The following is a 26,940-nucleotide window of genomic DNA, read 5'->3' as shown; positions in this document are numbered from 1 at the left end:
TAAATACTTTTTTTGTTATGTTTTTTTGAGTTTATATATAATAAAAATACAATATCAACCTTCTTTTGAAATTTAATTACCTAATTTTGCAGGCTGAAATACGGATTATATTATGAAAATAGTTGTAGAGCACAGAAGGTTGCTTGGAGTTGACAAAACTGCTACTTTAAAGGAATTAAAAACAATTTACAGAAATACAATGAAGGACGCACATCCTGATAAATTTGTAAATGATGATGCAGGAAGATTAGAGGCTGAGGAAAAAAGTAAAGCGGTTATTGAAGCGTACCACTTTTTGGTGAGTATTAATCCTGAAACGCACGAAAAATACAGCGAAGAATATACAGAAACTACTGCGAAATCTAATATTCACGATTTTTATTTTGAAAAGCAGATTTTAAAAATTCAGCATTTAAACGGAAAAATGTACGAGTATATTGGTGTGCCAAAAAATACGTACATAAAAATGGTAAATGCCGAATCGCCAAGTCGTTTTGCAAGAAGACATATTTACGGAAGCTTTATCCACAGAAAATCGGGTGAGGCTATGGAAGAATAATTCACTTCTACTTATAAAAAACAAAGGCTTTTAGTTCATTCTAACAGCCTTTTTTCTTTGTAAATGTTTTTTTATGCAATTAAGTTATAAAAACCAAAACATTCTGCGGATAAAAAACTTCGATAGACAATTGTTCTATTTTTACTGTTCTTAGTAATTATATAATGATAACGCTTTATTATTTCTTCCTTAAAACCACCAACTTTTCACTCAACGTTACAATATCAAACCCAAAATGTTCGGCAATATATTCAAATGTTTTAAAGGTGTAAATAAAAACATGCGTTTGGTCTTTGCGGTAATACCAGTTTTTAAAATCGGTTTGGTTGTTGTACAAATGCGTCTTTACAATTAAAAGTCCGCCTGATTTTAAAATGTTGTGCAGTTTGATAATTTCTTCCAACGGATTGTAAAAATGTTCAAACACTTCACAACTAAAAATATAATCGTAAGTTTTATTTAAGTACGAAGTATCCGGATAAAAATAAGGATCATACAAATCAACGGTATAACCATTTTCTGTAAGTTGTTTACTAATCACCGGACCTTTTCCACAACCATAATCCAACCCAAGCATTTCGGTAGAACAATATTCTAAAACTGAATTAGTAACAGGCGCAGTGAAATTTTGGTAACCAATATCGTTTACATCATTATTATGCTGCTCGTAATGATTTTTCTCATTTGTTTCATCAAAATACAAATCATCACGTTTTAAATACGCATGACAATTCGGGCAGATATAATAGTCGTCATCAGTCTTTTCGCTTAAAAAAGTAGTACACAGCGTACAGTTCATTTTTGTAGTTTTAATTGTGATAGTGGTTAAAGATACAACGACTTAATTTGTAAAGCATTTTTTCAGAATCATAAAACTCATAAAATTATAAATAAACCACACAGATATTTTAAGATATAGCTTATTTTAAGTTTTAGATAGTTTTTATCTTCAATAAAACATAGCTCAACTATGATGTGTATTCCCAAAGGGAATCTATGAAATCTTATAAAATATTCCTAACTATGAACCTATGCGGTTTAGAAAAGTTTAAATGAGATATATGTAAAAATAGTATCTTTGCTTTATGAACGAACATTTAAATCCAACCAACGAAAATTATTCGAACGAAGAAATCGATGTAGAAAGAAAACTGCGTCCGCTCTCGTTTGATGATTTTGCAGGTCAAGATCAGGTATTAGAAAATTTAAAGGTGTTTGTAAAAGCAGCCAATTTACGCGGCGAAGCTTTAGATCACACGTTGTTTCACGGACCTCCGGGTTTGGGAAAAACAACTTTGTCTAATATTTTGGCAAACGAATTAAATGTAGGCATCAAAATCACATCGGGTCCTGTGTTAGATAAACCGGGCGATTTAGCCGGTTTGTTGACAAATTTGGAAGAACGTGATATTCTGTTTATCGATGAAATTCACAGATTAAGTCCCGTGGTTGAAGAATATCTGTATTCGGCAATGGAAGATTTTAAGATCGACATCATGATCGAATCAGGTCCTAATGCACGTTCGGTTCAAATCAACCTGAATCCTTTTACGCTGGTTGGTGCAACCACACGTTCGGGTTTACTGACAGCACCAATGCGTGCACGTTTTGGTATTCAAAGTCGTTTACAGTATTATAACATCGAATTATTATCGACCATTGTAGAGCGTAGCGCAACCATTTTAAAGGTCCCAATTGATATGGAAGCTGCGATTGAAATTGCGGGTAGAAGCCGTGGAACGCCTCGTATTGCCAATGCGTTGTTGCGTAGAGTTCGCGATTTTGCACAGATTAAAGGCAACGGACGCATTGATATTGAAATTTCGCGCTTTGCTTTAAAAGCATTGAATGTTGATAAATACGGGTTAGACGAAATGGATAATAAAATTTTATCAACCATTATAGATAAATTCAAAGGCGGTCCGGTGGGATTATCGACATTGGCAACTGCCGTTTCAGAAAATTCCGAAACCATTGAAGAAGTTTACGAACCATTTCTTATTCAGGAAGGATTTATCTACAGAACGCCACGCGGACGAGAAGTTACCGAAAAAGCTTACACCCATTTGGGTAAACAGAATTTAGGAAAACAAGCAGGTTTGTTTAACGATCATGACTAACAAAGAAAAATACACACAGTTTATAAAAGATAAAGCCCGCGATTTGGGGTTTTCTTATTGTGGTATTTCGCAGGCAACTTTTTTAGAAGAAGAAGCGCCACGGTTAGAAAGTTGGTTAAAAAACAACATGCACGGCGAAATGAAGTATATGGAAAATCATTTCGATAAACGATTAGATCCTCGTTTGCTGGTTCCCGGTGCAAAATCGGTTGTGTCTTTATTGTTGAATTATTTTCCTTCGCAACAGCAAAATCAAGATTCTTATAAAATTTCAAAATATGCTTACGGCGAAGATTATCACTTTGTTATAAAAGACAAGTTAAAAGATTTACTGCATTATATTAACGATGAAATAGGCGAGGTTGATGGTCGCGTTTTTGTAGATTCGGCTCCGGTGTTAGATAAAGCCTGGGCGGCAAAAAGCGGATTGGGCTGGGTTGGTAAAAACAACAATTTAATCAGAAAAACCGAAGGGTCGTTCTTTTTCGTTGCCGAATTAATCATTGATTTGGAGTTGATGTACGATACCGCAACAACAAACCACTGCGGTTCGTGTACCGCTTGTATTGATGCTTGCCCTACACAGGCAATAGAATCACCTTATATTGTGAACGGAAGCAAATGTATTTCGTATTTGACTATTGAATTAAAAGATGCCATTCCCGATGAATTTTCCGGAAAGTTAGATGATTGGATGTATGGTTGCGATGTGTGCCAGGATGTTTGTCCGTGGAATCGATTTGCAGAACCTAATACAGAACCACTTTTTAAACCAAAACCGACCTTAATTGATTACAACAAACAGCAATGGAATGATTTAACCAATGAATTGTTCAACGAAATTTTTAAAAAATCGCCCGTAAAACGAACGAAATATTCCGGATTGATGAGGAATATTTCTTTTCTTCAAAAATAAAAAAGAAGCCAAATTAGGCTTCTTTCTTATTTTTAACCCGATGACGCGAATTCACAATCCGTGACTAGATCTACTCCATAAACAGTACCACAACTTCCTGATCATTTTCCAAACCTGCATGATTACGTCCCGAACTGAAATAATAATCTTCTTCATTTACAACCGCTTTTTCTTTTACCGGTTTTTTATGAATGTTATTGATATTCTCTTTTATAAAAAAATTAGAATAAACAAATTCTGCATGTAACCATCTTGCCAAACTTTATATTGTTGCGGGCGCTTTAAAAGGGCAATAAGTATCAACTAATATACTTTTTAAGATTCTCGCATTATTTCTGATAGTGTTAAATTTTCCACACCATTACAAATGACTGTGCATTAAAAGCATAGATTTCTAAACCTTTATGGATTTGACAATATCTTAAAGCACCTATAATTACATTTTTTTGATTAAGCTTAGTAAAAATATTAGCCCAACCTACTGTTGTTATGATTATAAAATATGCATTATTAATATCGATACCTTTATATTTTGTTGGCATACTACATTTTTGTTATTTTATTTAGCGCATGAATTACAACCGAGGTTTTTGCCGAATTGAACGAAGTTAAACACTACGCACGGATTACAAATCCGCGCGATCGGGCTTTCTAATTGTATCAACACTTCTGATACATTACCTTACCCGTGATTAGGATAAATTTGCTCTAATTTTTTTAATATAACTGATAAGGCTTCATCCATATCTATTGCATTAAGTATATTATTATTTAAAAAAACAGTTAATTTAGACTTATTAGTATTGAAATCCCCATAGCCTAAAACTAAAATATTATCAGCCTTTTTATTTATCAACATTATAAATTCTGCAGCATGAGCTTCACCAGAAAAAAAATGATAACTATATATCCCTAACTTTTCTGTGCCAATATTTTTCGCGATAAAAAAGCCTTGGTTAGCATCAAGATAGTGTTCATAGATATAATTGATCCCTATCTCATCGTAATAGTTATTTTCCACAAGAAAATTCAACATCGATCTTAAATGCGTGTCTTTAATATACTTATTTGGCTGGTTAATATTGCCTTTATTTTGAGAATAACAGTTAAAAGATATAGTTAATAATAATGATAATATAAAAATTTTAACGCCTTTTCTTTCTATTTCCTTTTTCATTTTCTTTATTTTTTAACATTTCATCATATATCTTTGATTGTATCAGATTTGGATTAAATTCTGTATTTGTACCTTCTGGTGCCAAGGCTTTTAAGTTATTTGGAAATCTATGTCTAATTTCATGCCCAACAGTACCTGCGTATAATTGATTTAAATTAAAATCCTTAAAAAAATAACTTTTCCCGATTTGTGAAAAATATGCACCATCTGAATTTTTATTTGCGTCATAATCAGCTTTTATCCAACCTTTATATAGGTATATATCTGCTTCTAATACGGCTGTCCTATCTTCATTAAGTTTTGTTGCATGGAAAGTACCATTAACTGGCATATCTTTTTTATAATTGTTATCATAATTAACTTTCTTTTCGTCACTCACATGAAAAGAAACTTTCATACTATCATCATTAATTAAAGATAGTAATTCTTCTTTACCAGTATCAGTTTTTACTAATTCTTCAAATATAGGTTTTAAATCTTCTTGAAGATTTTGAAAAGTTACATTTCCTTTTTTGTCTTCAGTATATGTTACCCTATTTTCACCGTCCGCACCAGGAATCCATTCCTTACTCATCCCCGTAGGATCAGTAAACATAATCGGGTTGTTTCCCGTGTACAAATAAGGTTCCATTGTTCTCTCCGCTAACGGATCTACACTTATAAATATACTAATTTCTGAAAGGATTCACGAAATATAAATTTAACAAAATAACATCCATAAAAAAACTCCCACAAATTGCGGGAGTTTTATATATCTTAAAGATGTCCACCATCTTTTTCGCCATCTCTTAACGGCACAGTCTGTGGAACAAAATCTTCTTCGTAACCAGGCTTAGAATAATCATAAGGCCAACGGTGTACTTCTGGAATTGCTCCTGGCCAGTTACCGTGCATGTGTTCTACTGGTGTAGTCCACTCTAAAGTTGTAGCTCTCCATGGGTTTCTTGGTGCTTTCTTACCATAGAAAATACTATAGAAGAAGTTAAACAAGAAAACTAACTGGAATGCTGCACCTACCAATGCAAACATGGTAATTAAAATATTTACATCAACCATATCGTCGAACATTGGGAATGCTGAGTTAGTATAGTAACGGCGTGGTAAACCTGCCATTCCAATAAAGTGCATTGGGAAGAAAACTCCGTAAGCACAAACTACAGTCACCCAAAAGTGAATATAACCTAAGTTTTTATTCATCATACGTCCGTACATTTTAGGGAACCAGTGGTAAATACCAGCAAACATTCCGTAAAGAGCAGATATACCCATTACTAAGTGGAAGTGAGCAATAACGAAATAAGTATCGTGTACGTTGATATCTAATGTTGAATCTCCTAAGATAATACCTGTTACACCACCTGTAATGAACGTTGATACGAAACCAATACAAAACAGCATAGAAGGGTTCATTTGTAAATTACCTTTCCATAATGTAGTAATGTAGTTGAACGCTTTTACTGCCGATGGAATTGCAATTAACAATGTTGTAAAGGTAAATACCGAACCTAAGAATGGGTTCATACCTGAAACGAACATGTGGTGACCCCAAACAATTGTAGATAAAAATGCAATTGCTAAGATTGATGTAATCATGGCGCGGTAACCGAAAATTGGTTTACGAGCGTTAGCCGAAATTACTTCTGACGTAATACCCATTGCTGGTAAAATTACAATATATACCTCAGGGTGTCCTAAGAACCAGAATAAGTGTTCAAACAATACTGGTGATCCACCTTGATAATGTAATACTTCTCCTGCTAAATAAATATCAGACAAGAAGAATGATGTACCAAAGCTTCTGTCCATAATTAACAACAATGCTGCTGATAATAATACCGGGAACGATACGATACCAATGATTGCTGTTACCCATAATGCCCATATTGTTAAAGGTAAACGAGTCATAGACATACCTTTTGTACGTAAATTTAAAACCGTAACCACATAGTTTAATGATCCCATTAACGATTGTGCAATAAACAACGCCATAGATACTAACCATAACGTCATACCTGTACCAGATCCTGGAATTGCTTCAGGAATTGCAGATAACGGCGGGTAAATTGTCCAACCTGCAGATGCTGGTCCTGATTCTACGAATAAAGAAGCTATCATTACGATACAAGCGATAAAGAAGATCCAATATGACAACATATTCATGAATCCTGAAGCCATATCACGTGCCCCAATCTGCAATGGAATTAATAAGTTAGAAAACGTACCTGATAAACCTGCAGTTAATACAAAGAATACCATAATAGTTCCGTGAATGGTAACTAATGCTAAGTAAATATCGTTACGCATTACACCACCTGGAGCGAACTCGTCTCCTAATAACCAAGAGAATACTTTGAATGATTCTTCTGGCCAAGCGATTTGAATACGGAATAATAAAGACATTGCAATACCAATGATTCCCATAATAATACCTGTTACAAGGAATTGTTTGGCAATCATTTTATGATCTTGACTAAAGATATACTTTGTTACAAAAGTTTCTTTATGGTGGTGATCATCGTGTGAGTGATCGTGAGTTAATTCGTGTCCTACTACTGCTGACATACTAATAATTTTATATTGGTAAACAAATTATTTAATTACTTGAGCAACTACTGCAGTAGTATCTACTACAATTTGTGGTTCTTGTACTGGTGTTTGAACTGGCTGTGCTTCAACTTTTGGAGCTGTAGCAGCAGCTTTTTCTTCAGCTACTTGTTTTCCTAATTTAGGCTGTTGGGCAATCCACTTTCTAAACTGGGCTTCTGTTTCAACTACAACTTTAGCCTGCATGTTATAGTGTGAACGACCACAAATTTTGTTACATAATAAAATATAATCAAATGTGTATGGTTCTAAACCTGGTTCACCTTTTTCAACTAACTTTTTACTTTGTTTATTACGTGCTTCGTTAATTTTGTTTACACGGTCAACAATTTCTTCACGGTCTCTCATTTCAGTTGTTGTAACCGTTGGTGTCATTGCAAATTGTGTAACCATACCTGGCACTGTATTCATTTGTGCACGGAAGTGAGGAAAGTATGCAGAGTGCAATACATCTTGCGAACGCATTTTTAACACTACTTTCTTACCTACTGGTAAACGTAATTCTTTTGTAATGATATCATCTTGTGCATTAGGATCGGCCATATCTGCACCAACAACGTTGATACCTTCAATAAAACGAACGTTTGCTTTACCTAAAACATTGTCATCACCTGCGTAACGGAAATCCCAGTTAAATTGTTTTGCATAAACTTCTACATACATTACATCTTCTTCTTCGTCGTAATGCATAATATTATTCCATGCGTATAATCCGTATAAAATTAATCCTGCTAAAACAATTACCGGAATAATTGTCCAGATAAACTCTAACTTCTCATTATCTGCATAAAAGGTAGCTTTTCTGTCTTTATTACCACGGTAAATAAAAGCAAAATAGTGTAATAAGAATTGTGTTACGATTTGTACAATGAAGATAACAACTAATGAAATCCACATTAATGTATCAACATCTGTTCCATGTTCAGATGCAGAATTGCTTAATAATGGCATGTATCCCCATTTTACACAGCTATAAATTGTGAAAATGTAAATGAATCCCAAAAATCCAAACATTAAATATCCGTTGATATTATTGTCTTTGTCTGTAGCAATTTGCGTCTTATAATCTTCGCCTACGTGTTGTTTGCTCTGAGTTAAGTCGAATATCTTAGTTAACTGCCAAACTGCAATTCCTAATAAAGCTACAATAACTAATATTAATAAACTCGTCATTTGTTTATTACTTTAAATATTAATAATGAAAATGTTTACTTTCTTCTACCATTGGATTGTTCTTAACCAATAACGGAGCTTTAGCAATTGCCGAGAAACCAACAAAGATAAATAAACCGCCAAAGAATAATACAGAACCAATTTCTGCTGCACCAATAAACCAAGATGCACCCACTGTACCTGGCATAATCATATTAAAGAAGTCTAAATAATGACCAACAATAATACAAATTCCTGCCATAATAATAATCCAACTTAATCGTTTAAAATCTGTATTGATTAACAATAATATTGGTAGTAAAAAGTTTAATGCTAACATACCAAAGAATGGTAAATTGTATTCTTCTATTCTAAAGATAAAGTATGTTACCTCTTCAGGAATATTTGCGTACCACATTAACATAAATTGTGAGAACCATAAGTACGTCCAGAAAATTGATAGACCGAACATAAATTTAGCTAAATCGTGAATGTGTGATGTGTTAACATATTCTAACAAGCCTTTATTTTTAAGGTATAATGTTACTAATGCAATAACAGTTACTGCAGTTACAAAGAATGATGCAAATACATACCAACCGAATAATGTTGAATACCAGTGTGTATCAATTGACATGATCCAATCCCATGACATGATAGATTCTGTGATGATGAAGAATACCAAGTAACCTGCTGCCAATTTAAAGTTCTTTTTGTAGTACGATAAATCGCCAGTTTCATCTAATGCCAATGAATTTCTACGAGACAATATTCTAAAAATATTCCAACCTGCTAAGAAAATTACTGCACGAATTAAAAAGAACGGTATGTTTAAGAAACCTGTTTTACCTTGAATAATTGTATCTTCTGCAACAACATCAGCATCCATCCAAATAAACAAATGATTTAAATGTGCGGAACTTGCTAACAACATTAAGAAGAATAATATAGACCCCGGTAACAAATAAGCCGATAAACCTTCCATTACACGAAACAATACCGGTGACCAACCTGCAGATGCTGCATACTGTATTTGATTGAAGGTAAAAATACCTAAAGAAATAAGCATAAAAAAGATACACCCAACGTAAACAGCAGCCCAAGGTTTATTTTGTAACTGGTGTAATACGTGCTCTAAATGTTTTGTATGTTCTGCGTGTGCATCATGCGTATCTGCTTTTGCAGCATGTGCATTAGCTTCTGCATGTGCCGGAGTGGCTACTTCTGCGTGTGCACTGTGCGCGTCTGTTGAATCAGCAACGTGAACAGTACTATCGTTACTAACAGCTGTAGTAGTTGCTGCATGTGCGTCGTGACTAGCTGTATTTGCTTCATGAGCCGTAGCTTCACCGTGTGCAGGTGCTGCATGTGCATCATGAGAACCATGACCATGGTGTTGCTTGCTTAAAATTACTTCTACCTCTTCAATTGTTTTAGGAGCTGTAAGAAAGCCATAAGCGATCCCAACAATACCTAACGCCATTAAGATAATAGAAAAGGTTTTTAATTTGCCTGAAAATGTGTACATATCTAAACTTTCAAATAAGTTTTACAATTATAATTCCGATTTCAATTTTAACACATACGCAGTTACCATCCATCTTTCGGTTTGTGTTAACTGGTTTTTATGTGATCCCATTGCGTTTAATCCGTGTGTTACCACGTGGTAAATACCACCTTCAGTTAGCTCGCGTTCAGCATAACTTGGTACTCCCAAGAATTTTTCTCTTTTAACTAAATTACCTTTTCCGTCTCCAGCATCACCATGACAAACTGCACAATAAATAGTATATAATTGTTTAGCTTTTGCCATATCACCTTCTGTGATTGAATCTAAAGGAGATCTTAAGTTTGCCTTTGCCAATGCCAAACCTTCTGGCGTATTAGCATACTCTTCTGGTTTAAAACCTCGAGGTATAGAACCTTGTGCAGGAACTTGACCTTCTTTTCCGTTTTTAAATGCGCTTGATTCAGAATATGTTTCGTAAGCTACAGACTCGTACATATTAGGGAATAACTGATAATTAGGTTTTTCCTTATTAAAACAAGATGTAGCTAAAGTTGAAACTGCTGCCAACGCAACTATTTTATATAAACTTTTCATTTCTACTACTAATGTTTATCGATTACTTTAACTTCAACTGCACCTGTATTTCTAAAGAATTCTAATGCTTCTTCTTCACTACCGTGTAAAGCAACTTCCATTAAAAAATGATCGTCGGTTGTTCTTACATCAGGGTTTTCTGCTTTTTTAAATGGCCATAATTTACTTCTTAAAAAGAAAGTAATAACCATTAAGTGTGCTGCAAAGAAAACTGTTAACTCAAACATAATTGGCACGAATGACGGCATGTTTTGTATGTAACTAAAACTTGGTTTTCCACCAATATCTTGCGGCCAGTCTTGAATCATAATATAATTCATCATAAAGGTTGCGAAAGATAAACCACATATACCATAGATAAATGCACAAATTGCTAATCGCGTTGGTTTTAATCCCATTGCTTTATCTAAACCGTGTACAGGGAAAGGTGTATAAACCTCTTCGATATGATGATGTGCAGCTCTGGTTGTTTTAACTGCATCCATTAAAACATCATCATCATTGTATAATACGTGTAAAACTTTTGTACTCATAATTTATTAATGATTATGTGAATGGTTTCCGTTCTCTCTTGCTTTTTTATAATTCTCTCCAGAAGATTTCAAAATTGTTTTAACCTCTGCCTGAGCAATTACAGGGAATGTTCTAGAATATAATAAAAATAATACAAAGAAGAACCCTATTGTACCGATATAGATACCTGCGTCTACAAATGTTGGTTGAAACATTGTCCAAGACGATGGTAAATAATCGCGGTGTAATGATGTTACGATGATCACGAAACGCTCAAACCACATACCGATATTTACGATAATTGATATAATGAACGACCCTAAGATTGATGTACGTATCTTTTTAAACCACATTACCTGCGGAGAAATTACGTTACACGTCATCATTAACCAATATGACCACCAGTAAGGTCCTGTTGCACGGTTCAAGAAAGCATATTGTTCATACTCTACCCCTGAATACCAAGCTACCCATAACTCTGTGATATATGCAATACCAACGACCGAACCTGTAATCATGATAATGATGTTCATTAATTCGATATGTTGAATGGTAATATAATCTTCTAAACTTACCACTTTACGCATGATGATCAAAAGTGTATTTACCATAGCAAACCCAGAGAAGATCGCACCTGCAACGAAGTATGGTGGTAAAATGGTTGTATGCCAACCTGGAATCACCGATGTAGCAAAGTCAAAAGATACAATGGTGTGTACCGAAAGTACTAATGGTGTTGCTAAACCTGCTAATACTAATGAAACTTCTTCAAAACGTTGCCAGTCTTTTGCACGACCAGACCATCCGAATGATAAAATTGAATAGATTCTTTTTGAAAACGGTGTAACCGCTCTATCACGTAACATAGCAAAATCTGGTAATAAACCTGTCCACCAGAAAACTAATGATACAGATAAATAAGTAGAAATTGCAAATACGTCCCATAATAATGGTGAGTTAAAGTTCACCCATAATGATCCGAATTGGTTTGGCATTGGTAATACCCAATATGCTAACCATGGACGTCCCATGTGAATGATTGGGAACAAACCTGCCTGAACAACCGAGAAAATGGTCATTGCTTCTGCAGAACGGTTAATAGCCATTCTCCATTTTTGACGGAATAATAATAATACCGCCGAGATAAGTGTACCTGCGTGACCAATACCTACCCACCAAACAAAGTTGGTAATATCCCAAGCCCAGCCTACAGTTTTATTTAATCCCCAAGTACCAATACCTGTACCAATTGTATAAACCATACAACCAGCTCCCCAAAGGAATGCAATTAAAGCAATTGTGAAAACAGTCCACCATTGTTTATTCGCACGTGTTTCTACAGGTCTAGCAACATCTACCGTTATATCGTGATATGATTTATCACCAATAACTAAAGGTTTTCTAATGGGTGCTTCGTAATGTGACGACATAATCCTTTATTATAATGTTTCTTATTAATACTAACTTATACGTTTCTAACTTTCACGTGGTAGAACACATTTGGCTTTGTTCCGATATGTTCTAACAAATGGTATCTTCTATCGTCTTCTAACAAACGAGCTACTTGTGATTCTTTATCATTTACATCACCGAATACCATTGATCCAGAAGTACATGCTGCAGAACAAGCTACTTCAAATTCATCACCACTAATGGCTCTTCCTTCTCTTTTAGCTTTTAAGATAGACGCTTGAGTCATTTGAATACATAATGAACATTTTTCCATAACCCCGCGAGAGCGTACATTTACATCAGGGTTCAATACCATACGTCCTAAATCATCATTCATGTGATAATCGAATGCTGAATTTTGTGCGTATAAGAACCAATTGAAACGACGAACTTTGTACGGACAGTTGTTTGCACAGTAACGAGTACCAACACAACGGTTATATGCCATGTGGTTTTGACCTTGACGACCGTGCGATGTTGCTGCTACCGGACATACTGTTTCACATGGTGCATGGTTACAGTGCTGACACATTACTGGCTGGAAAACCACCTGAGGGTTATCTGCTGGATGCTCTAAACCGTTAAATGTACTAATATTTTCCATTAAACCTTTAGCTGCAACTTTAGTGGCTACATCATCTGCAAAAGTATCTTCTGAAGAATAATATCTATCAATACGCAACCAGTGCATATCACGAGATCTTCTTACTTCGTCTTTACCAACTACTGGTACGTTGTTTTCTGCATGACATGCAATAACACAAGCTCCACAACCTGTACAAGAATTTAAATCGATTGATAAATTGAAATGATGACCAGTTGAACGATCAAACTCTTCCCAAATATCAACAGTTGAAGCTTCAACTAATTGGTGATCTAAAGATACATGTGGTTTAACATTCCAATCTTTAACATCTTTTGTATTAAAGATTTCTAATGTAGTGTCTTTAACAATATCGCCACGTCCCATTAAAGTTCTTTGAAGCTGTACACAAGCAAACTCGTGGTCACCAGAACCTATTTCTACAGAAACGTTTTGTGTATTATTAAAATCTTTGTATAATTTATAGGCGTTAACACCTACTTGCATTTCTTCTTTTAAAGCAGATTTACGTCCGTAGCCAAACGCTAAACCTAAAGTACCTTTTGCTTGACCTGGTTGAATAAATGCCGGAACATTTTCTAAAACCGCATCACCTACTTTTAATGTAACATAAGATCCGTTTAAACCTCCGTTTGCTACATTGTAGTTTTTAATACCTAATGCTTCTGCATCGGCTTTAGAAACTGTTAAGTAGTTATCCCATGAAACACGAGTGATTGGATCTGGAAACTCTTGTAACCAAGGGTTATTTGCTTGTTGCCCATCTCCCATTCCGGTTTTTGAGTACAATACCAATTCTAAACCAGCAGCTTTTTTAGTTGCAGCTAAAGCAGATGCAGCTCCACCAAAATCAGCAGACGCAGCAGCTGAACCTGTAACTTCTACAGCAGAAAAACCATCGTGAACCATTTGGTTCCAAGTTTTTCCGTTAGTTAAGCTTGTGCTAGATGCTTTTAAATAATCGTAGTAAGATTCTGTTTTACCTAACCACGTTAATAAACCTTCTTGGAATTGTTTTGTATTGAATAACGGACGAATTGTTGGTTGAGTAATAGAATAATGTCCCTTTCTCATTTGCACATCGCCCCATGATTCTAAGTAATGTGGTGCAGCAGCAGCGATTGTTGTTAAAGAAGCTGTTTCATCTTCACGTAATGTGAAAGAAGCAGATAATTTAACTTTTTTCAATCCTTCTGCAAAAGCAGCGCCGTTAAATAAGCTGTAAACAGGGTTTACATTGTTCATAATTAATGTATGAACCAAACCAGCATTCATATCTTGTACTAACTGAGCAACTTCTTTGTTGTTACCACCGCGTACATATTTTGCTTGTGCTGGGTTAAATGCTTGTGAACCTAAAGCTTGATTAATTGCAAACACTAATAACTGTGCATTTACATCATCAATTCCAGATACTAATACACCTGCACTACCAGCAGCCTTTAATTGTTGAGCTGCTTTTGTAACTTCTGCATCGGCAGCAGTATTTGTAACTGCTACAGCATTTCCTGTTACAATATTGTATATTTTAACTAAAGCTAATTTTTGATCGGCAACAGTTAATGGAATACGTTTGTCTGCATTTGCACCAGATAAAGACATGTTCGCCTCGATCTGAATGTGTTTAGACATTTTTCCGTTTTTAGGCACACGTCCTTTAGCATATTCGCTATCGTATCCGCCACCTTGCCAGTCGCCTAAGAAATCGGCACCAACAGAAACAATTACGTCTGCTTTACCAAAATTGTAATCAGCTAAAGCACGCTCTCCGTAAGCTTGTTGGTAAGCATCTAAAGCTGCATCAGATCCTACTGCATCATGTACAATGTGTTTAGCAGTTGGATAAGCTGCTTTAAATTCTGCAATTAACTTATCGGTAGATGGCGATGCCATTGTGTTTGTTAATAAAACTATTTGACCCGTTGCGCTAGTTAAGCTTGCTTTAATTTTCTGATCAACATCTGACCATGAAGCTGCTTTATTATCAATTTTTGGTTGTTTTAAGCGCAAACTGTCATATAAAGACAATACAGAAGCGTGTACACGTGCATTTGCACCTGTTAACGCGTTTTCCATAAAGTTATTTTCTACTTTAATAGGACGACCTTCACGTGTTTTAATCAACACGTTTACAAAGTCATAACCATCTGCAACCGTAGTTGCGTAAAAATCAGCAACACCAGGAATGATTTCCTCTGGTTGAAATACATAAGGAATAGACTTTTTAACCGGACCTTCACATGCTGCTAAAGAAGCTGCAGCTGTAGAAAACCCAACGTATTTCAAAAAGTCTCTACGAGATGTTGATGAAGAAGACAACGTGTCTTTGTCTCCAAGAAAATCCTCTGTTGGAATCTCTTCAACAAACTCATTGTTTCTTAGCGTCTCAACAATAGAACTGTTCTCGTTAAGTTCCTCAACACTTTTCCAGTATTTTTTGTTTGATGCCATTGTATATATATTAGCTTCTTAAATTATTATTAATAGTGACATTTACCACACTCTAAACCACCTAGCTGTGCTGCTGTTAATTTCTCAACACCATACTTTTTAGATAATTCTTCGTGAATTTTAGCGTAGTACTCGTTATCTTTAACGTTTACTTCTGTTTCACGGTGACATTCAATACACCAACCCATGGTTAATGGCGAATGTTGTCTCATAATTTCCATAGACTCAACCGGACCGTGACAAGTTTGACACTCTAAACCTGCAACTGAAACGTGCTGCGAGTGGTTAAAGTAAACGAAATCAGGTAAATTGTGAATACGAACCCATTTAACTGGTTTCTCTACACCTGTGTACGCTTGTTTTGCTGGATCCCATCCTACTGCATCGTAAATTTTTTGAATTTCCGCAGTGTAGAATTCTTTGCTGTAATCTACGTAAGTAGAATCTGCACTTCCTGTAAACTCTGTAATATTCTTATGACAGTTCATACAAACATTCATAGAAGGAATTCCAGATGTTTTAGATGTACGTGCCGAAGAGTGACAGTATTTACAATCGATACCATTTTCGCCTGCGTGAATTTTGTGCGAGAAGTGAATTGGCTGTATTGGTTCATAGTTTTGATCAACACCTACCTGCATCATATATCCAAATGCAAAATAAGCACCTGTTAACATTAGCAAGATTACTGACGTAAGAACCAAGAATTGATTTTTTACGAAAGCTCTCCAAACTGGTATTGATTTAGTTTCTTGAACCGTTAGGTTGTTTTGATTTGCAACTTTGTTTAAAACTCGTCTTACTAATACTAGCATTATAACTAGCATTGCAAGAACAAGAACTAAACCTCCTAAAACAAGCATTTCGGAAACACCGCCCGAGCCTTGTCCTGCTTCCCCTGCTGCACCAACAGCTTTTGTAGGTTCTGGTTTTGGCTCTGAAGTATATGCGATAATGTTATCGATATCTTCATCAGACAAATTAGGAAATGAGTTCATTGGAACTTTGTTCCACTCATTAAACAATTTAACAGCTGCAGCATCGCCAGATTTAATTAAACCTGAACTGTCTTTAATCCATTTATGCAACCAATCGGTTGGATGACGATCAATCATACCCCTTAATGCGGGTCCGGTAGAATTAGCATCCAGCTTATGACAAGCTGCACAGTTTGCATTAAATAACTCTTTACCTTTTGCTACATCTTGTGCAAAAGATCCTGTAGAAAATGTTAACACAAATGTTAAACACAAGAAAAGAATCCTTGAAAACGAAGTATGGTTACCCACTTTTTTCATAGTTAAAAAAATGATTATCAACTAATTTTAGCACCGTTTTTCTATATCTTACTATAGTATTTACGCTACCTTATTTATAAACTTTGACAAAAATACAACATAACAAGCACTAATTAAAGCCTAATAAAAGGCAAAACTTAATTTATAACAATTCTAAATAAAAACTAAAAATCTATTTTGACGATTATTTTTTAATTTTGTAATAAAATTTACTCATTATGAAGAATTTAAGAACCTATAAAGTTTTTATTATATTTATTTTAACATTTGTTTTTTCACAATCTACCCATGCACAAATTAATGTTATTGAAAATAAAGATCAAAAAACAATTGATCTTTTATTAGAACGCAAAATGAATCAAAACAATCAATTTTCGTTGTATACTAATTTTTCGCTTCAACTAAAAAATGGTTCAAAAGAAGATGTAGAAAGTTTATACAAAGAATTCACTAGCCAGTATAGCGATATTGATGCAACCATTATATATGCAAACCCAAAATTTAAATTAGTGGTAGGTAATTTTAAAAATAAAATTGAAGCAGAATATCTGTTGAAAAAGATTTCCGGAAAATATCCTGAAGCTTTTGTAGTAAAACTTAAAAACTAAAGTAAAGGCAGCACAAAAAGTGCTGCCTTTATTATTTCTATTAATTTGGTATAATATATAAGTTACGACTTTATCAACAACAACGAGGTGGTGTTTTTTAACCAATTGTATTTTTTGTCGATCATGTTACGCCACGATTTTACGGTAGTTAAAATTAAATCGTGTTGTTGTATCAGGTTTAAATCAATTTCTACGTCTGATAACACAGATATGTGATTTGGTTTCGCTTGTTCTATTAACCTTATTTCTTCTTTAATAAAAGTATTGGTTTTTAAATGCCCTTTAATATCCATTATAACAATTTGCGAGTCGTTGTTTTGGATAAACTTTAATATAAAAGGAATTAACTTTTTATCGCTTTCATGAAAAAACGGAACAAAGATCTTGTTTACTTCTTCCAGATTTTTATCGATAAAAATTCCAACCGGGATTCTAGAATTGGTAATAACGTAACGCGTTTGATCATCGAACGGAGAATAATCGAAGAATTTTTCTTTACCTATTACTTTATCAACAATAATTTCAGGGTTAACAATACGTGTGGTAAAACCTAACAAGCGTCCAAGAATAGTTCCGTCGTAAATAGATGAGCCCAATTCAATTAAAACCAAATCATAATTACCTTTGTGAGCTACATCAACAATTTCAGAATTTACATCGTAAGATACTTTATAAAGGTTAATTAATTTCTGATTGATTTTACGCGCTTCTTCTTCTAAAGGTAAAAATATTTTTTGTTCGTATTTATTATCCATTAAATCAACATCGCTACTATTTAATAAGTGCAATGCCGTAACCACAGAATTTTCTTGTTGGTTTTTAGTAAATGTATTTGCGAGTTTCAGTAAATTTTTACCAGCAGAAATCTGATCAAAATAAAACAATATTTTAAACTTGGTTTCATTTAAAATTTCATCGGTACTTTGGCTTTTATCTTTAAAGATCTTATTTAGCAAATCTAAAACAGGTCCGGTCATAAAAGTAGTAACCAGTGCCATAATTACCATCATTGCGAAAACTTCGGGCGTTAAAACGCCTAATTCAAATCCAATATTCAGCGCTACCAGTTCCATTAAACCACGTGTATTCATTAACGCACCAATAGACAAACTGTCTTTCCAGCTTTGTCCAACATATTTTGCTGCAAAAGCGCTTCCTACAAATTTTCCAATTACGGCAACCAGAATAATGATTCCGGTCATTTTCCATAAGTAGATATCGTTTAGTAAGCCAATCTCGGTTCTTAAACCTGTGTAGACAAAAAACAACGGTAAAAAAAGTATAACGGCAACATCTTCTACCTTTTCAACAAAAATATGACGGAATTTATTATTATCGGGCATAATTGCACCTGCCATAAAAGCACCAAATAATGCATGAATTCCTATAATTTCGGTAAGATATGACGATAGTATCAACACTAATAAAAACAAAGCAACAACAGGTTTACTTAATGTTTTGTTGTTAGCGTTTAAATTACCAATGTGTCGTAAAAAAGGGCGTACTAACTTTAACATTAAAATTACGTACAAAATTGCCATGGCAATTACGTAAAGCGCACTTACAAACGACCCGGCTTTTACAATGGCAATTACAACTGCTAAAATACACCAAGCGGTAATATCATCTGCAGCAGCAGCCGTTAACACTACGGTGCCCAACTTTGTTTTTTGTATACCGCGTTCTTGAACAATACGAGCCAAAACAGGAAAAGCCGTAATACTCATTGCAATACCCATAAACAAAGAGAACGATAAAAAATTAATTCCTTCTGGCGCAAAGTAGGCATACGTATAATATGCCAAAACCATACCTAACGCAAACGGAATTACAATGCTGGCATGACTAATTACAACAGCATCTTGCGCTTTGCTTTTAAGTATTTTTAAATCGAGCTCCATTCCAATTACGAACATAAAAAGAATCAATCCAACCTGACTTAAAAGCTGCAAGTTCCCTAAAGAATCTAATGGAAACAATACAGCTGAAGTTTCCGGAAAATACATTCCGAATAATGAAGGTCCTAGTAAAATACCGGCAATGATTTCGCCAATTATTGCTGGTTGCCCTATTTTATTAAACAACCAACCAAAAATACGTGCGACAATTACAATGGCAATAATCTGCATTAACAGTAATGCCAACGGATGGTGAAGATTACTTATAAATGAATCAATAAATTCTTGCCAATCGTTTTTATCTGAAGCTATATTTTTTACATCAACCTCTAACGCTTTACCATTAATAAAGGTTACGTACATGATACACGAAAAAACAATGATTATTGCCGAATAAAAAATGGTATTCTTGTATTTGTGCATTTTATTTTGGGATTTATTTTACACAAAAATGGTAAACCTTAAACAAATAGCTGTTAACGTTGTAAAATAAAATGCAGATAATGTAACAAAACGCAAAAAAGTTGTAATAAAGATTTTAAGTAAAGTAGTTATGTACGAAAATATACCTTACTTAATTATAATCTAAAAACTCGTCACTTCGATTACGGAACAAAGTGGAGTGTATCGAGAAGTTAAGTTCTAGACAAGCTTGAACTGACGATGATCTGATAGCTTTTAGGATCTTACAACAACATTAAAAATTCATTTCTGAAATTGATGCCTATTGTAAAGGTTTTGGGTTTACCGTCGATTAAAATTTTAGATACAATTTCATCGTGCGAATAGTAATTCACACAATTCATTGCAATAATTTCTCTTTTATTAATTCGAGTAAATTTGCGGCTTGGCAAGGTTTCTTTCAGTTTTTCGAAAGAGTTGTTTTTAATTAAAAGGGTAGATTCATCTTTAAAATGAATGATCTTATCGCGGCTATCAACATCAGAAACAGTGATGTAAAAAATATCGTTTGTATTAATGATGCTTTTACCTTTTTCGGAATTTAACGTGATGTATTCCGATACGGGTTTTGATTCTTTCGTTAACTTCTCAATTTTACGAAACGCTTTTTCTAATCGATCTTTTTGAACAGGTTTTGTTATGTAATCGATCACCTCAAGATTGTACGATTCTACTGCATAATCTCGATAAGCGGTTGTAAAAATAAGATGTTTGTTTGATAGTAAATTGGCAATTTGTAAACCGTTGATCACAGGCATTTCTATATCGGAGACACAAACATCAAAATCTAGCTCGTCTTTTTCTAAAATAAATTTTTCGGGATTATCATAAACCTTAACAACCTCAACACCCGATATTTGTTCGCACAACAACTTTAAATATTGCAATGCCAGCAACTCATCATCTAACAAAACACAACGCAACATTATTCTTCTAATTTAATTTTTAATGATACCGAATATATCTTATCTACAATACTTTTTGCAGTTTGTATCGATCTTCGTATAAATATTTCAATCGTTTCTCAAGGCTAGAAACACCAATACCACTACTATCCTTTTTTAATGGGTTTTGGTTAGACATTTTGTTTGATACCGACAGAATAAAATAGCCATTACTAAGTTCTACAACGATAGAAATAAAGGCATTTTCACTTTGTGTATCGGCATGCTTAAAGGCATTTTCAATTAAATCGATGCTACAAGAGGTGCAATCACTTTTCGTTCTAAAAACGGATCGCGTTCATCGATCAAAATTTTGGTTCGCAAATCAAAAAGCGGACTTAATTTAATCTTATTAATCTCGATTAAATTCTTTATAAAATTGATTTCATCTCGCGGTGTTACCAATTGTTTGGGGGTTTTATATAAAACATAATCCAACACATTCGATAACTTTTCAATGGTATAATACGACTGATAAACGTGTGATTGTATCGAATTTAATACATTTTTAAACAAATGCTGGTTTAAACGGGTATCAATATTATCAAGCTCGATATTTTCGTACTTACGTTCCATATAACCGGTAGATTTATTATAATCTTCGATCATTTTCTTGTACTGGCGTATTTTATACCAAAAGAAAAAAACTGCAACAATTAGCAGTAAAATTACATAGTCTTTAAAAACCATTAGTTGTTGCTAATTACTGGTTTTTTTGTGCTTTTCGCTCACATCTAACACAGGTACCAAACCTTCTGCCGGCATGTAAATAATCTGAGGTAAATCGCCTTTATCAGCCAACTTTTCTAAAGTTCTAATAAACAAATATTGGTTATATGTTGAATTCAAAGTTCCGTTTTCTAAGCGCATAGCTTCTGCCATACCTTTTGCACGTTCTACTTCTGCTTGGGCATTTAATTTTTCGGCTTCTAAACGCGCTTTAGCTTCTTCAATTAAAATTTTACGATTTTGTTCTGCTTTAGCCATTTCGGCTTTACCAGCCATTTCTTGTTGCCAAACGTTATAAACCGGCAAACCAACCATTAATACAACAATTAAGATTGCTATTGAAACAAAAATAATAACTAAGGGTTTTGTACTTTTCATAATTAATCAAGAATTCCTTTAAATGTAAGTCCTAAAGATACAACATAATTTGAAAAATCGCTCGATTTAGAAAACGAACCGTTTCCAAAAACATTACGATAACCTACTTTAGAAGTAAGATACATAAATGCGGTTTCTTTAACATCTAACGCCACCAAACGATAAGATACATCTGCATAAGGTGTTAGTATGTAATAAGAATCGGTTTTTAATCTACGAGGAACATGTGTACTGTAGCCCATTCCTGTATCGGGATCGTACTGTATCACTTCTTTAGAATCGTTTTGATTACGCAGTATATTTAAAAGAATTCCATTAGAAAAACCAAAACTCAACGTTAGTTTTTCTGTATTAACAACATCATATTGTAACGGAACACTAAAACTGTACATATTGATTAACGTACGGTCGGTATCATATCCAAACCCATGATTGTATTTTGGACTGACGATATTAAGACTTAATCCACCAGAAAAAGCATCGGTAAAATAGTATCTTGCCGTAATATCTAAACCAATTTTATTTTTATTGAATGCCGGAATTGTTGTTGCTCCTATTGTTACAGCCAAATCGTTTTGTTGCGATTGAGCGAACGTTAGTTGTGTAAACAAAAAAGTAAAAAATAGTAGTAGCTGTTTCATAATGTTTGATTTTCATAATTAATCTAACGCTCCTTTTATCGTAAAACCTAAAGATACAATATAGTTTCTAAAATCGCTTGGTTTTGTAAAGTCGCCCTTACCGAAAGTAAACTGATAACCCGCGTTTCCGGTTACATATATTGCGGTATTACTTTTAGGATCAATGTTTGCCAATTTCACAGATAAATCAATATTAGGCGTTAATGAAAAGTACGCATCACGGTTTAAACGAACAGGTGTTTTTACTACTGTTGTTACTCCTGTTTCTTCATCATAATGTTCCTCTATTTTCAGCTGATTTTTATCGCGCAACGTACTTAAAGAAAGTCCAGGCGAAATTCCCATTCCAATCTGTACTTTGTCTTTGTTAACCACATCGTACTGTAAAGGTACATTGATGCCCAAATAATGCACAATAGAATTATTGGTATCGTACCCAAAACCATGTGTAAACTTATCGTTTGTGTAAATATAGTTGTTCCCGATAGAGAAAGCGTCGGTTATGTAATATCTTAAACCGACTTCGGCTCCTAAACGGTTGCTGTTAAAAACCGGCAAAACGGTTGCTTTTGCGGTAAACGCCAAATCGTTTTGTTGCGATTGAGCGAATGTTATTTGTGTAAACAAAAATGCTGATAAAAGTAGTGCGTGTTTCATAATGTTAGATTTTTCTTCTGCCAATACAAAAAGCAAGCCAAAAAGAAAACCGCTCGGTTTATTGAGCGGTTTTGTATCTAAAAAATAATCTGTGCATCGGTGGGAATAATACTAAAACCCAGCCAAATTGATGATTTTACCAGGAACGATAATTACTTTTTTAGGTATTTTACCTTGTAATTGCGCTTGTGTACGTTCATCGTTCATAATAATTTCTTCGATTTGTTCTGCGGTTAAATCTAAAGGCAGTTCAATTTTAAAACGCATTTTTCCGTTGAATGAAACCGGATATTCTTTTGAACTTTCTACCAGATATTTCTCTTCGAATTTAGGAAAAGGTTGTTGTGAAACCGAATCGGTATGACCCAGCATATTCCATAATTCTTCTGCAATATGCGGTGCATAAGGCGAAATTACAATTGCCAATGGCTCTAAAATAGCGCGGTGGTTGCATTTTTGCTGTTGCAGTTCGTTTACACAGATCATGAATTGAGAAACCGATGTATTGAATGAGAAATTCTCGATATCTTCGGTTACTTTTTTAATGGTTTTATGTAACGATTTGTACATTTCGGCAGATGGTTCGTCGTTGGTAACAATCAATCCGTTATCGTCTGCATACAAACGCCATAGTTTTTTCAAGAAACCAAACACCCCTGTAATCCCAGCGGTATTCCATGGTTTTGCTTGCTCTAATGGCCCTAAGAACATTTCGTACAAACGCAACGTATCCGCACCATATTCATTACAAATATCATCTGGATTAACTACATTGTATTTCGATTTCGACATTTTTTCTACTTCGCGACCTACGATGTATTTGCCATCTTCTAAAATGAATTCCGCATCTTTATAATCTGAATATAATGGATGCACTTTGAATTTTTCGATGTCTAATTCGTTAGTGATATCATTGATACAAGTTAAATCAACGTGAATTGGAGTAAAGTTATTCCAATTTGCTTCAGACTGTTTAATTCTACCATGTGTTTTTACTAAACTTTCTAAAACATCTTTTGATTGTTGATTAGAATCTGTTATAAATGCTTTTTCTTTAACTGCTTTATCGATTAAGTTTTTACTGAAGAAAATAACTTTTTTCTTTTTATCCTCAGAATCTACTATATATTCCCATCTATATATAAAAGCACTCATTCCCAAAATCATTCCCTGATTAATCAATTTTTTGAATGGTTCTTCAGTTGGAACAATATTAAAATCTTTTAAAAACTTGTTCCAAAAACGCGAATACAGTAAATGTCCGGTTGCGTGTTCGCTTCCGCCAATGTATAAATCAACATTCTGCCAGTAATCAATAGCTTCTTTCGATGCGATTTCGTTTTCATTATCAACATCCATATATCGCAACCAATACCACGATGAACCTGCCCAACCCGGCATGGTGTTTAATTCTAATGGGAAAATAGTTTCGTTTTCAACTTCGTTCGAACTAACAACAGTATTACTTTTAGTATCCCAAGCCCAATTGGTTGCGTTGCCTAATGGTGGCTGACCGTCTTCGGTTGGTAAATATTTTTCAACTTCAGGTAATTCAATCGGTAAATATTTCGGATCGATCATTTTAGGCAATCCGTTCACGTAATAAACCGGAAAAGGCTCACCCCAATAACGCTGACGAGAAAAAACAGCGTCGCGCAAACGGTAATTTACTTTTGCTTTACCTTGCTCTATTTTTTCTAATTCGTCGATAGCTTTTTTAGTCGCTGCCTTGTAATCCATTCCGTTTAAAAAATCGGAATTCTGTAATTCAAAACCAGCTTTTTCGGTGTATGCTTCTTCAGAAATATCCTTATTAAAAATATTAATGATTTCAGGCATTCCGTTTTGTCCAGCAAAATGTTTTGCAAACGCATAATCGCGCTCGTCGCCACATGGAACCGCCATAACCGCACCTGTACCGTAGCCTGCCAAAACATAATCGCCAATCCAGATTGCAACCGGTTCTTTGGTAAAAGGATGTTCTGCATACGCACCGGTAAACACACCCGAAATGGTTTTAACATCTGCCATACGCTCACGTTCTGAACGTTTTGCAGTTGCTTGAACATACGCATCAACCGCCGCTTTTTGATCAGCAGTTGTAATAGCAGCAACCAATTCGTGTTCTGGAGCCAATGTCATGAAATTAACACCGAAAATAGTATCAGGACGCGTTGTGAATACTTCGATTGTTTCGTTTGATTCTTTTACGTTAAAAGTTACAGACGCACCTACTGATTTTCCGATCCAATTGCGTTGTGCTTCTTTGATAGATTCGCTCCAATCAATGGTATCTAAACCTTGCAACAAACGTTCTGCATAAGCAGAAATACGCATACTCCATTGGGTCATTTTTTTACGAATCACCGGATGACCGCCACGTTCTGAAACGCCGTTTACAATTTCATCATTCGCTAAAACTGTTCCTAATGCAGGACACCAGTTTACTTCGGTTTCAGCCAAATAAGTCAATCTGTATTTTAATAAAATTCTTTCTTGATCATCAGCAGAAAAGGCATTCCACTGATCAGCAGAAAAAACGTCGATATTTTCATCGGATACCGCATTTACATTCGCATTTCCTTCTTTCGAAAAAAGATCAATCAATGTACAGATGCTCTCTGCTTTATCGGTATTTTTATTGTACCACGCATTAAACAACTGAATAAAAATGCGCTGTGTATGTTTATAATATTCTGGGTTTGATGTACGTACTTCACGATTCCAATCGAACGAAAAACCAATTTTATCTAACTGTTCGCGGTAACGTTTAATGTTTGTTTCGGTTGTAACCGCAGGATGCTGCCCTGTTTGAATTGCATATTGTTCTGCCGGCAAACCAAAAGAATCGTACCCTTGCGGATGCAGTACGTTAAAACCCTGATGACGTTTGTAGCGCGCATAAATATCAGACGCAATGTAACCCAACGGATGCCCAACGTGTAAGCCCGCACCAGACGGATAAGGAAACATGTCTAACACATAATATTTTGGTTTGGTTGATTGATTACTTGCTTTGAACGTATTGTTAGCGCTCCAGTATTTCTGCCATTTGGCTTCTATTTCTTTTGGATTGTATTTCATCTTGTAAGCCTGTGATTTTTAACAGTTACAAAATTACTTTAATTTCTTTAGATTACTAATTTTTTATTATATTAACCAATTGTTAACTAAATATAGTTTCTGAGTTAATTTTTATCGAAAAAAAAACCTAAATACAATTGTAATAAGAAAAAACTTATTTATTTTAGAAAAAAATATCTTTACAAAAATAAATTACGTAAAATAGTATTAAAAACATTTGAATATGACTACAACATTTAAACCTATAGAAAAAGAAGATATAGCAGATTTAGTTTTCCCTGCAACTGATGTTTTAACCGATAAACACGAAATTTTACAACGCAAGCAAGATTTGGAAAAAGCAATGGCAATGGGAAATACCGATCACGTAAAAATTGAAATTTTCTTTGAAGACGATACAAACCAGCTGGTAACAAACACAACCGTTTGGGCGGTTACACCAGAACATTTGGTACTTAAAAAAGGCGTTACCATACCAGTGAACAGAATTTACCGAATTATATAAATAATAATTTTCAAATAGTACTTTAACCCGTAGTGCATTATAGAAAAAGTTGCTCAAAAGATTAAAAATCAGTATATTGTATTG

The 26,940-nt window shown here is 34.5% G+C and carries 26 protein-coding genes; 5 read left to right on the top strand and 21 right to left on the bottom strand.

The annotated features are described in order from the left end of the window. Positions 1-112: 112 nt before the first annotated feature. The gene (locus EG242_RS11435) at positions 113-559 is read left to right on the top strand and encodes a KTSC domain-containing protein (protein WP_124900005.1); all 447 of its coding nucleotides are present in this window, start codon (positions 113-115) and stop codon (positions 557-559) included. Positions 560-737: 178 nt separating this feature from the next. Here the strand turns inward: EG242_RS11435 and EG242_RS11430 are convergent, their stop codons facing one another. Further along, complete coding sequence (locus EG242_RS11430) at positions 738-1,358, bottom strand: class I SAM-dependent methyltransferase (RefSeq protein WP_124900004.1); 621 nt, start codon at positions 1,356-1,358, stop codon at positions 738-740. A 286-nt stretch (positions 1,359-1,644) separates the two neighbouring features. Here EG242_RS11430 and ruvB point away from each other — a divergent pair, with 286 nt between their 5' ends. Beyond that, entirely contained in the window at positions 1,645-2,679 is a 1,035-nt protein-coding gene (ruvB, locus tag EG242_RS11425; RefSeq protein ID WP_124900003.1) for a Holliday junction branch migration DNA helicase RuvB, read from the top strand. After that, positions 2,669-3,595, top strand: a complete 927-nt coding sequence (gene queG, locus EG242_RS11420) for a tRNA epoxyqueuosine(34) reductase QueG (protein ID WP_124900002.1) — start codon at positions 2,669-2,671, stop codon at positions 3,593-3,595. The genes ruvB and queG overlap by 11 nt, the downstream gene beginning before the upstream one ends. A 70-nt stretch (positions 3,596-3,665) precedes the next feature. Here the strand turns inward: queG and EG242_RS11415 are convergent, their stop codons facing one another. The 12 genes from EG242_RS11415 to EG242_RS11360 form a co-directional block, all read right to left on the bottom strand. After that, the gene (locus EG242_RS11415) at positions 3,666-3,854 is read right to left on the bottom strand and encodes a hypothetical protein (RefSeq protein ID WP_124900001.1); all 189 of its coding nucleotides are present in this window, start codon (positions 3,852-3,854) and stop codon (positions 3,666-3,668) included. Between the two features lie 85 nt (positions 3,855-3,939). Next, positions 3,940-4,137 (bottom strand): hypothetical protein, encoded by a 198-nt coding sequence (locus EG242_RS11410; protein ID WP_124900000.1) that lies wholly within the window; start codon positions 4,135-4,137, stop codon positions 3,940-3,942. Positions 4,138-4,277: 140 nt separating this feature from the next. After that, on the bottom strand, positions 4,278-4,772 hold the full coding sequence (locus EG242_RS11405; protein ID WP_124899999.1) for a hypothetical protein: 495 nt from the start codon (positions 4,770-4,772) through the stop codon (positions 4,278-4,280). Beyond that, positions 4,741-5,367 carry a hypothetical protein gene (locus tag EG242_RS11400; RefSeq protein ID WP_124899998.1) on the bottom strand — a complete coding sequence of 209 codons (627 nt, stop codon included), beginning with the start codon at positions 5,365-5,367 and terminating at the stop codon, positions 4,741-4,743. Before EG242_RS11400 ends, EG242_RS11405 begins: the two co-directional genes overlap by 32 nt. 161 nt (positions 5,368-5,528) lie before the next feature. After that, positions 5,529-7,334, bottom strand: coding sequence for a cytochrome c oxidase subunit I (locus EG242_RS11395; protein ID WP_124899997.1), 1,806 nt, complete (start codon positions 7,332-7,334; stop codon positions 5,529-5,531). 27 nt (positions 7,335-7,361) lie between these two features. Beyond that, a complete protein-coding gene (locus EG242_RS11390; protein WP_124899996.1) occupies positions 7,362-8,549 on the bottom strand; it encodes a cytochrome c oxidase subunit II in 1,188 nt (395 codons plus the stop codon). 19 nt (positions 8,550-8,568) lie between these two features. After that, positions 8,569-10,056 carry a quinol:cytochrome C oxidoreductase gene (locus tag EG242_RS11385; protein ID WP_124899995.1) on the bottom strand — a complete coding sequence of 496 codons (1,488 nt, stop codon included), beginning with the start codon at positions 10,054-10,056 and terminating at the stop codon, positions 8,569-8,571. A 27-nt stretch (positions 10,057-10,083) separates the two neighbouring features. Then, entirely contained in the window at positions 10,084-10,632 is a 549-nt protein-coding gene (locus EG242_RS11380) for a c-type cytochrome (protein WP_124899994.1), read from the bottom strand. Between the two features lie 8 nt (positions 10,633-10,640). After that, positions 10,641-11,165 carry a DUF3341 domain-containing protein gene (locus EG242_RS11375; RefSeq protein WP_124899993.1) on the bottom strand — a complete coding sequence of 175 codons (525 nt, stop codon included), beginning with the start codon at positions 11,163-11,165 and terminating at the stop codon, positions 10,641-10,643. Between the two features lie 6 nt (positions 11,166-11,171). Then, positions 11,172-12,575, bottom strand: a complete 1,404-nt coding sequence (nrfD, locus tag EG242_RS11370; RefSeq protein ID WP_124899992.1) for an NrfD/PsrC family molybdoenzyme membrane anchor subunit — start codon at positions 12,573-12,575, stop codon at positions 11,172-11,174. 35 nt (positions 12,576-12,610) lie between these two features. Next, entirely contained in the window at positions 12,611-15,652 is a 3,042-nt protein-coding gene (locus EG242_RS11365) for a TAT-variant-translocated molybdopterin oxidoreductase (RefSeq protein WP_124899991.1), read from the bottom strand. A 29-nt stretch (positions 15,653-15,681) separates the two neighbouring features. Then, a complete protein-coding gene (locus EG242_RS11360; protein ID WP_124899990.1) occupies positions 15,682-16,950 on the bottom strand; it encodes a c-type cytochrome in 1,269 nt (422 codons plus the stop codon). Positions 16,951-17,168: 218 nt separating this feature from the next. Here EG242_RS11360 and EG242_RS11355 point away from each other — a divergent pair, with 218 nt between their 5' ends. Further along, positions 17,169-17,558 (top strand): SPOR domain-containing protein, encoded by a 390-nt coding sequence (locus EG242_RS11355; protein WP_124899989.1) that lies wholly within the window; start codon positions 17,169-17,171, stop codon positions 17,556-17,558. 62 nt (positions 17,559-17,620) lie between these two features. Here the strand turns inward: EG242_RS11355 and EG242_RS11350 are convergent, their stop codons facing one another. From EG242_RS11350 to EG242_RS11315, 8 genes are all read right to left on the bottom strand, one after another. Further along, positions 17,621-19,879: a cation:proton antiporter gene (locus EG242_RS11350; RefSeq protein ID WP_124899988.1), complete on the bottom strand. Its 2,259-nt coding sequence runs from the start codon at positions 19,877-19,879 to the stop codon at positions 17,621-17,623. Positions 19,880-20,142: 263 nt separating this feature from the next. Next, positions 20,143-20,844 (bottom strand): LytR/AlgR family response regulator transcription factor, encoded by a 702-nt coding sequence (locus EG242_RS11345; RefSeq protein WP_124899987.1) that lies wholly within the window; start codon positions 20,842-20,844, stop codon positions 20,143-20,145. Between the two features lie 43 nt (positions 20,845-20,887). Then, complete coding sequence (locus EG242_RS11340) at positions 20,888-21,106, bottom strand: GHKL domain-containing protein (RefSeq protein WP_397258860.1); 219 nt, start codon at positions 21,104-21,106, stop codon at positions 20,888-20,890. Then, positions 21,106-21,552 carry a histidine kinase gene (locus EG242_RS11335; RefSeq protein WP_124899985.1) on the bottom strand — a complete coding sequence of 149 codons (447 nt, stop codon included), beginning with the start codon at positions 21,550-21,552 and terminating at the stop codon, positions 21,106-21,108. Before EG242_RS11335 ends, EG242_RS11340 begins: the two co-directional genes overlap by 1 nt. A 9-nt stretch (positions 21,553-21,561) precedes the next feature. Continuing rightward, the gene (locus EG242_RS11330; protein WP_124899984.1) at positions 21,562-21,969 is read right to left on the bottom strand and encodes a flotillin family protein; all 408 of its coding nucleotides are present in this window, start codon (positions 21,967-21,969) and stop codon (positions 21,562-21,564) included. Between the two features lie 2 nt (positions 21,970-21,971). Then, on the bottom strand, positions 21,972-22,610 hold the full coding sequence (locus EG242_RS11325; protein ID WP_124899983.1) for a hypothetical protein: 639 nt from the start codon (positions 22,608-22,610) through the stop codon (positions 21,972-21,974). A gap of 18 nt (positions 22,611-22,628) precedes the next feature. Then, on the bottom strand, positions 22,629-23,267 hold the full coding sequence (locus EG242_RS11320) for a hypothetical protein (protein WP_124899982.1): 639 nt from the start codon (positions 23,265-23,267) through the stop codon (positions 22,629-22,631). 111 nt (positions 23,268-23,378) lie between these two features. After that, the gene (locus EG242_RS11315) at positions 23,379-26,351 is read right to left on the bottom strand and encodes a leucine--tRNA ligase (protein WP_124899981.1); all 2,973 of its coding nucleotides are present in this window, start codon (positions 26,349-26,351) and stop codon (positions 23,379-23,381) included. Positions 26,352-26,574: 223 nt separating this feature from the next. Between EG242_RS11315 and EG242_RS11310 the strand changes: the two genes are divergently transcribed. Next, positions 26,575-26,856, top strand: coding sequence for a hypothetical protein (locus tag EG242_RS11310; protein WP_124899980.1), 282 nt, complete (start codon positions 26,575-26,577; stop codon positions 26,854-26,856). Positions 26,857-26,940: the final 84 nt, after the last annotated feature.

This window comes from Paenimyroides viscosum (assembly GCF_003858535.1).
Taxonomy (GTDB): Bacteria; Bacteroidota; Bacteroidia; order Flavobacteriales; family Flavobacteriaceae; genus Flavobacterium; species Flavobacterium viscosum.
Note: the sequence above shows the minus strand (reverse complement) of the source record. Positions and strands in the feature narration are given on the sequence as shown.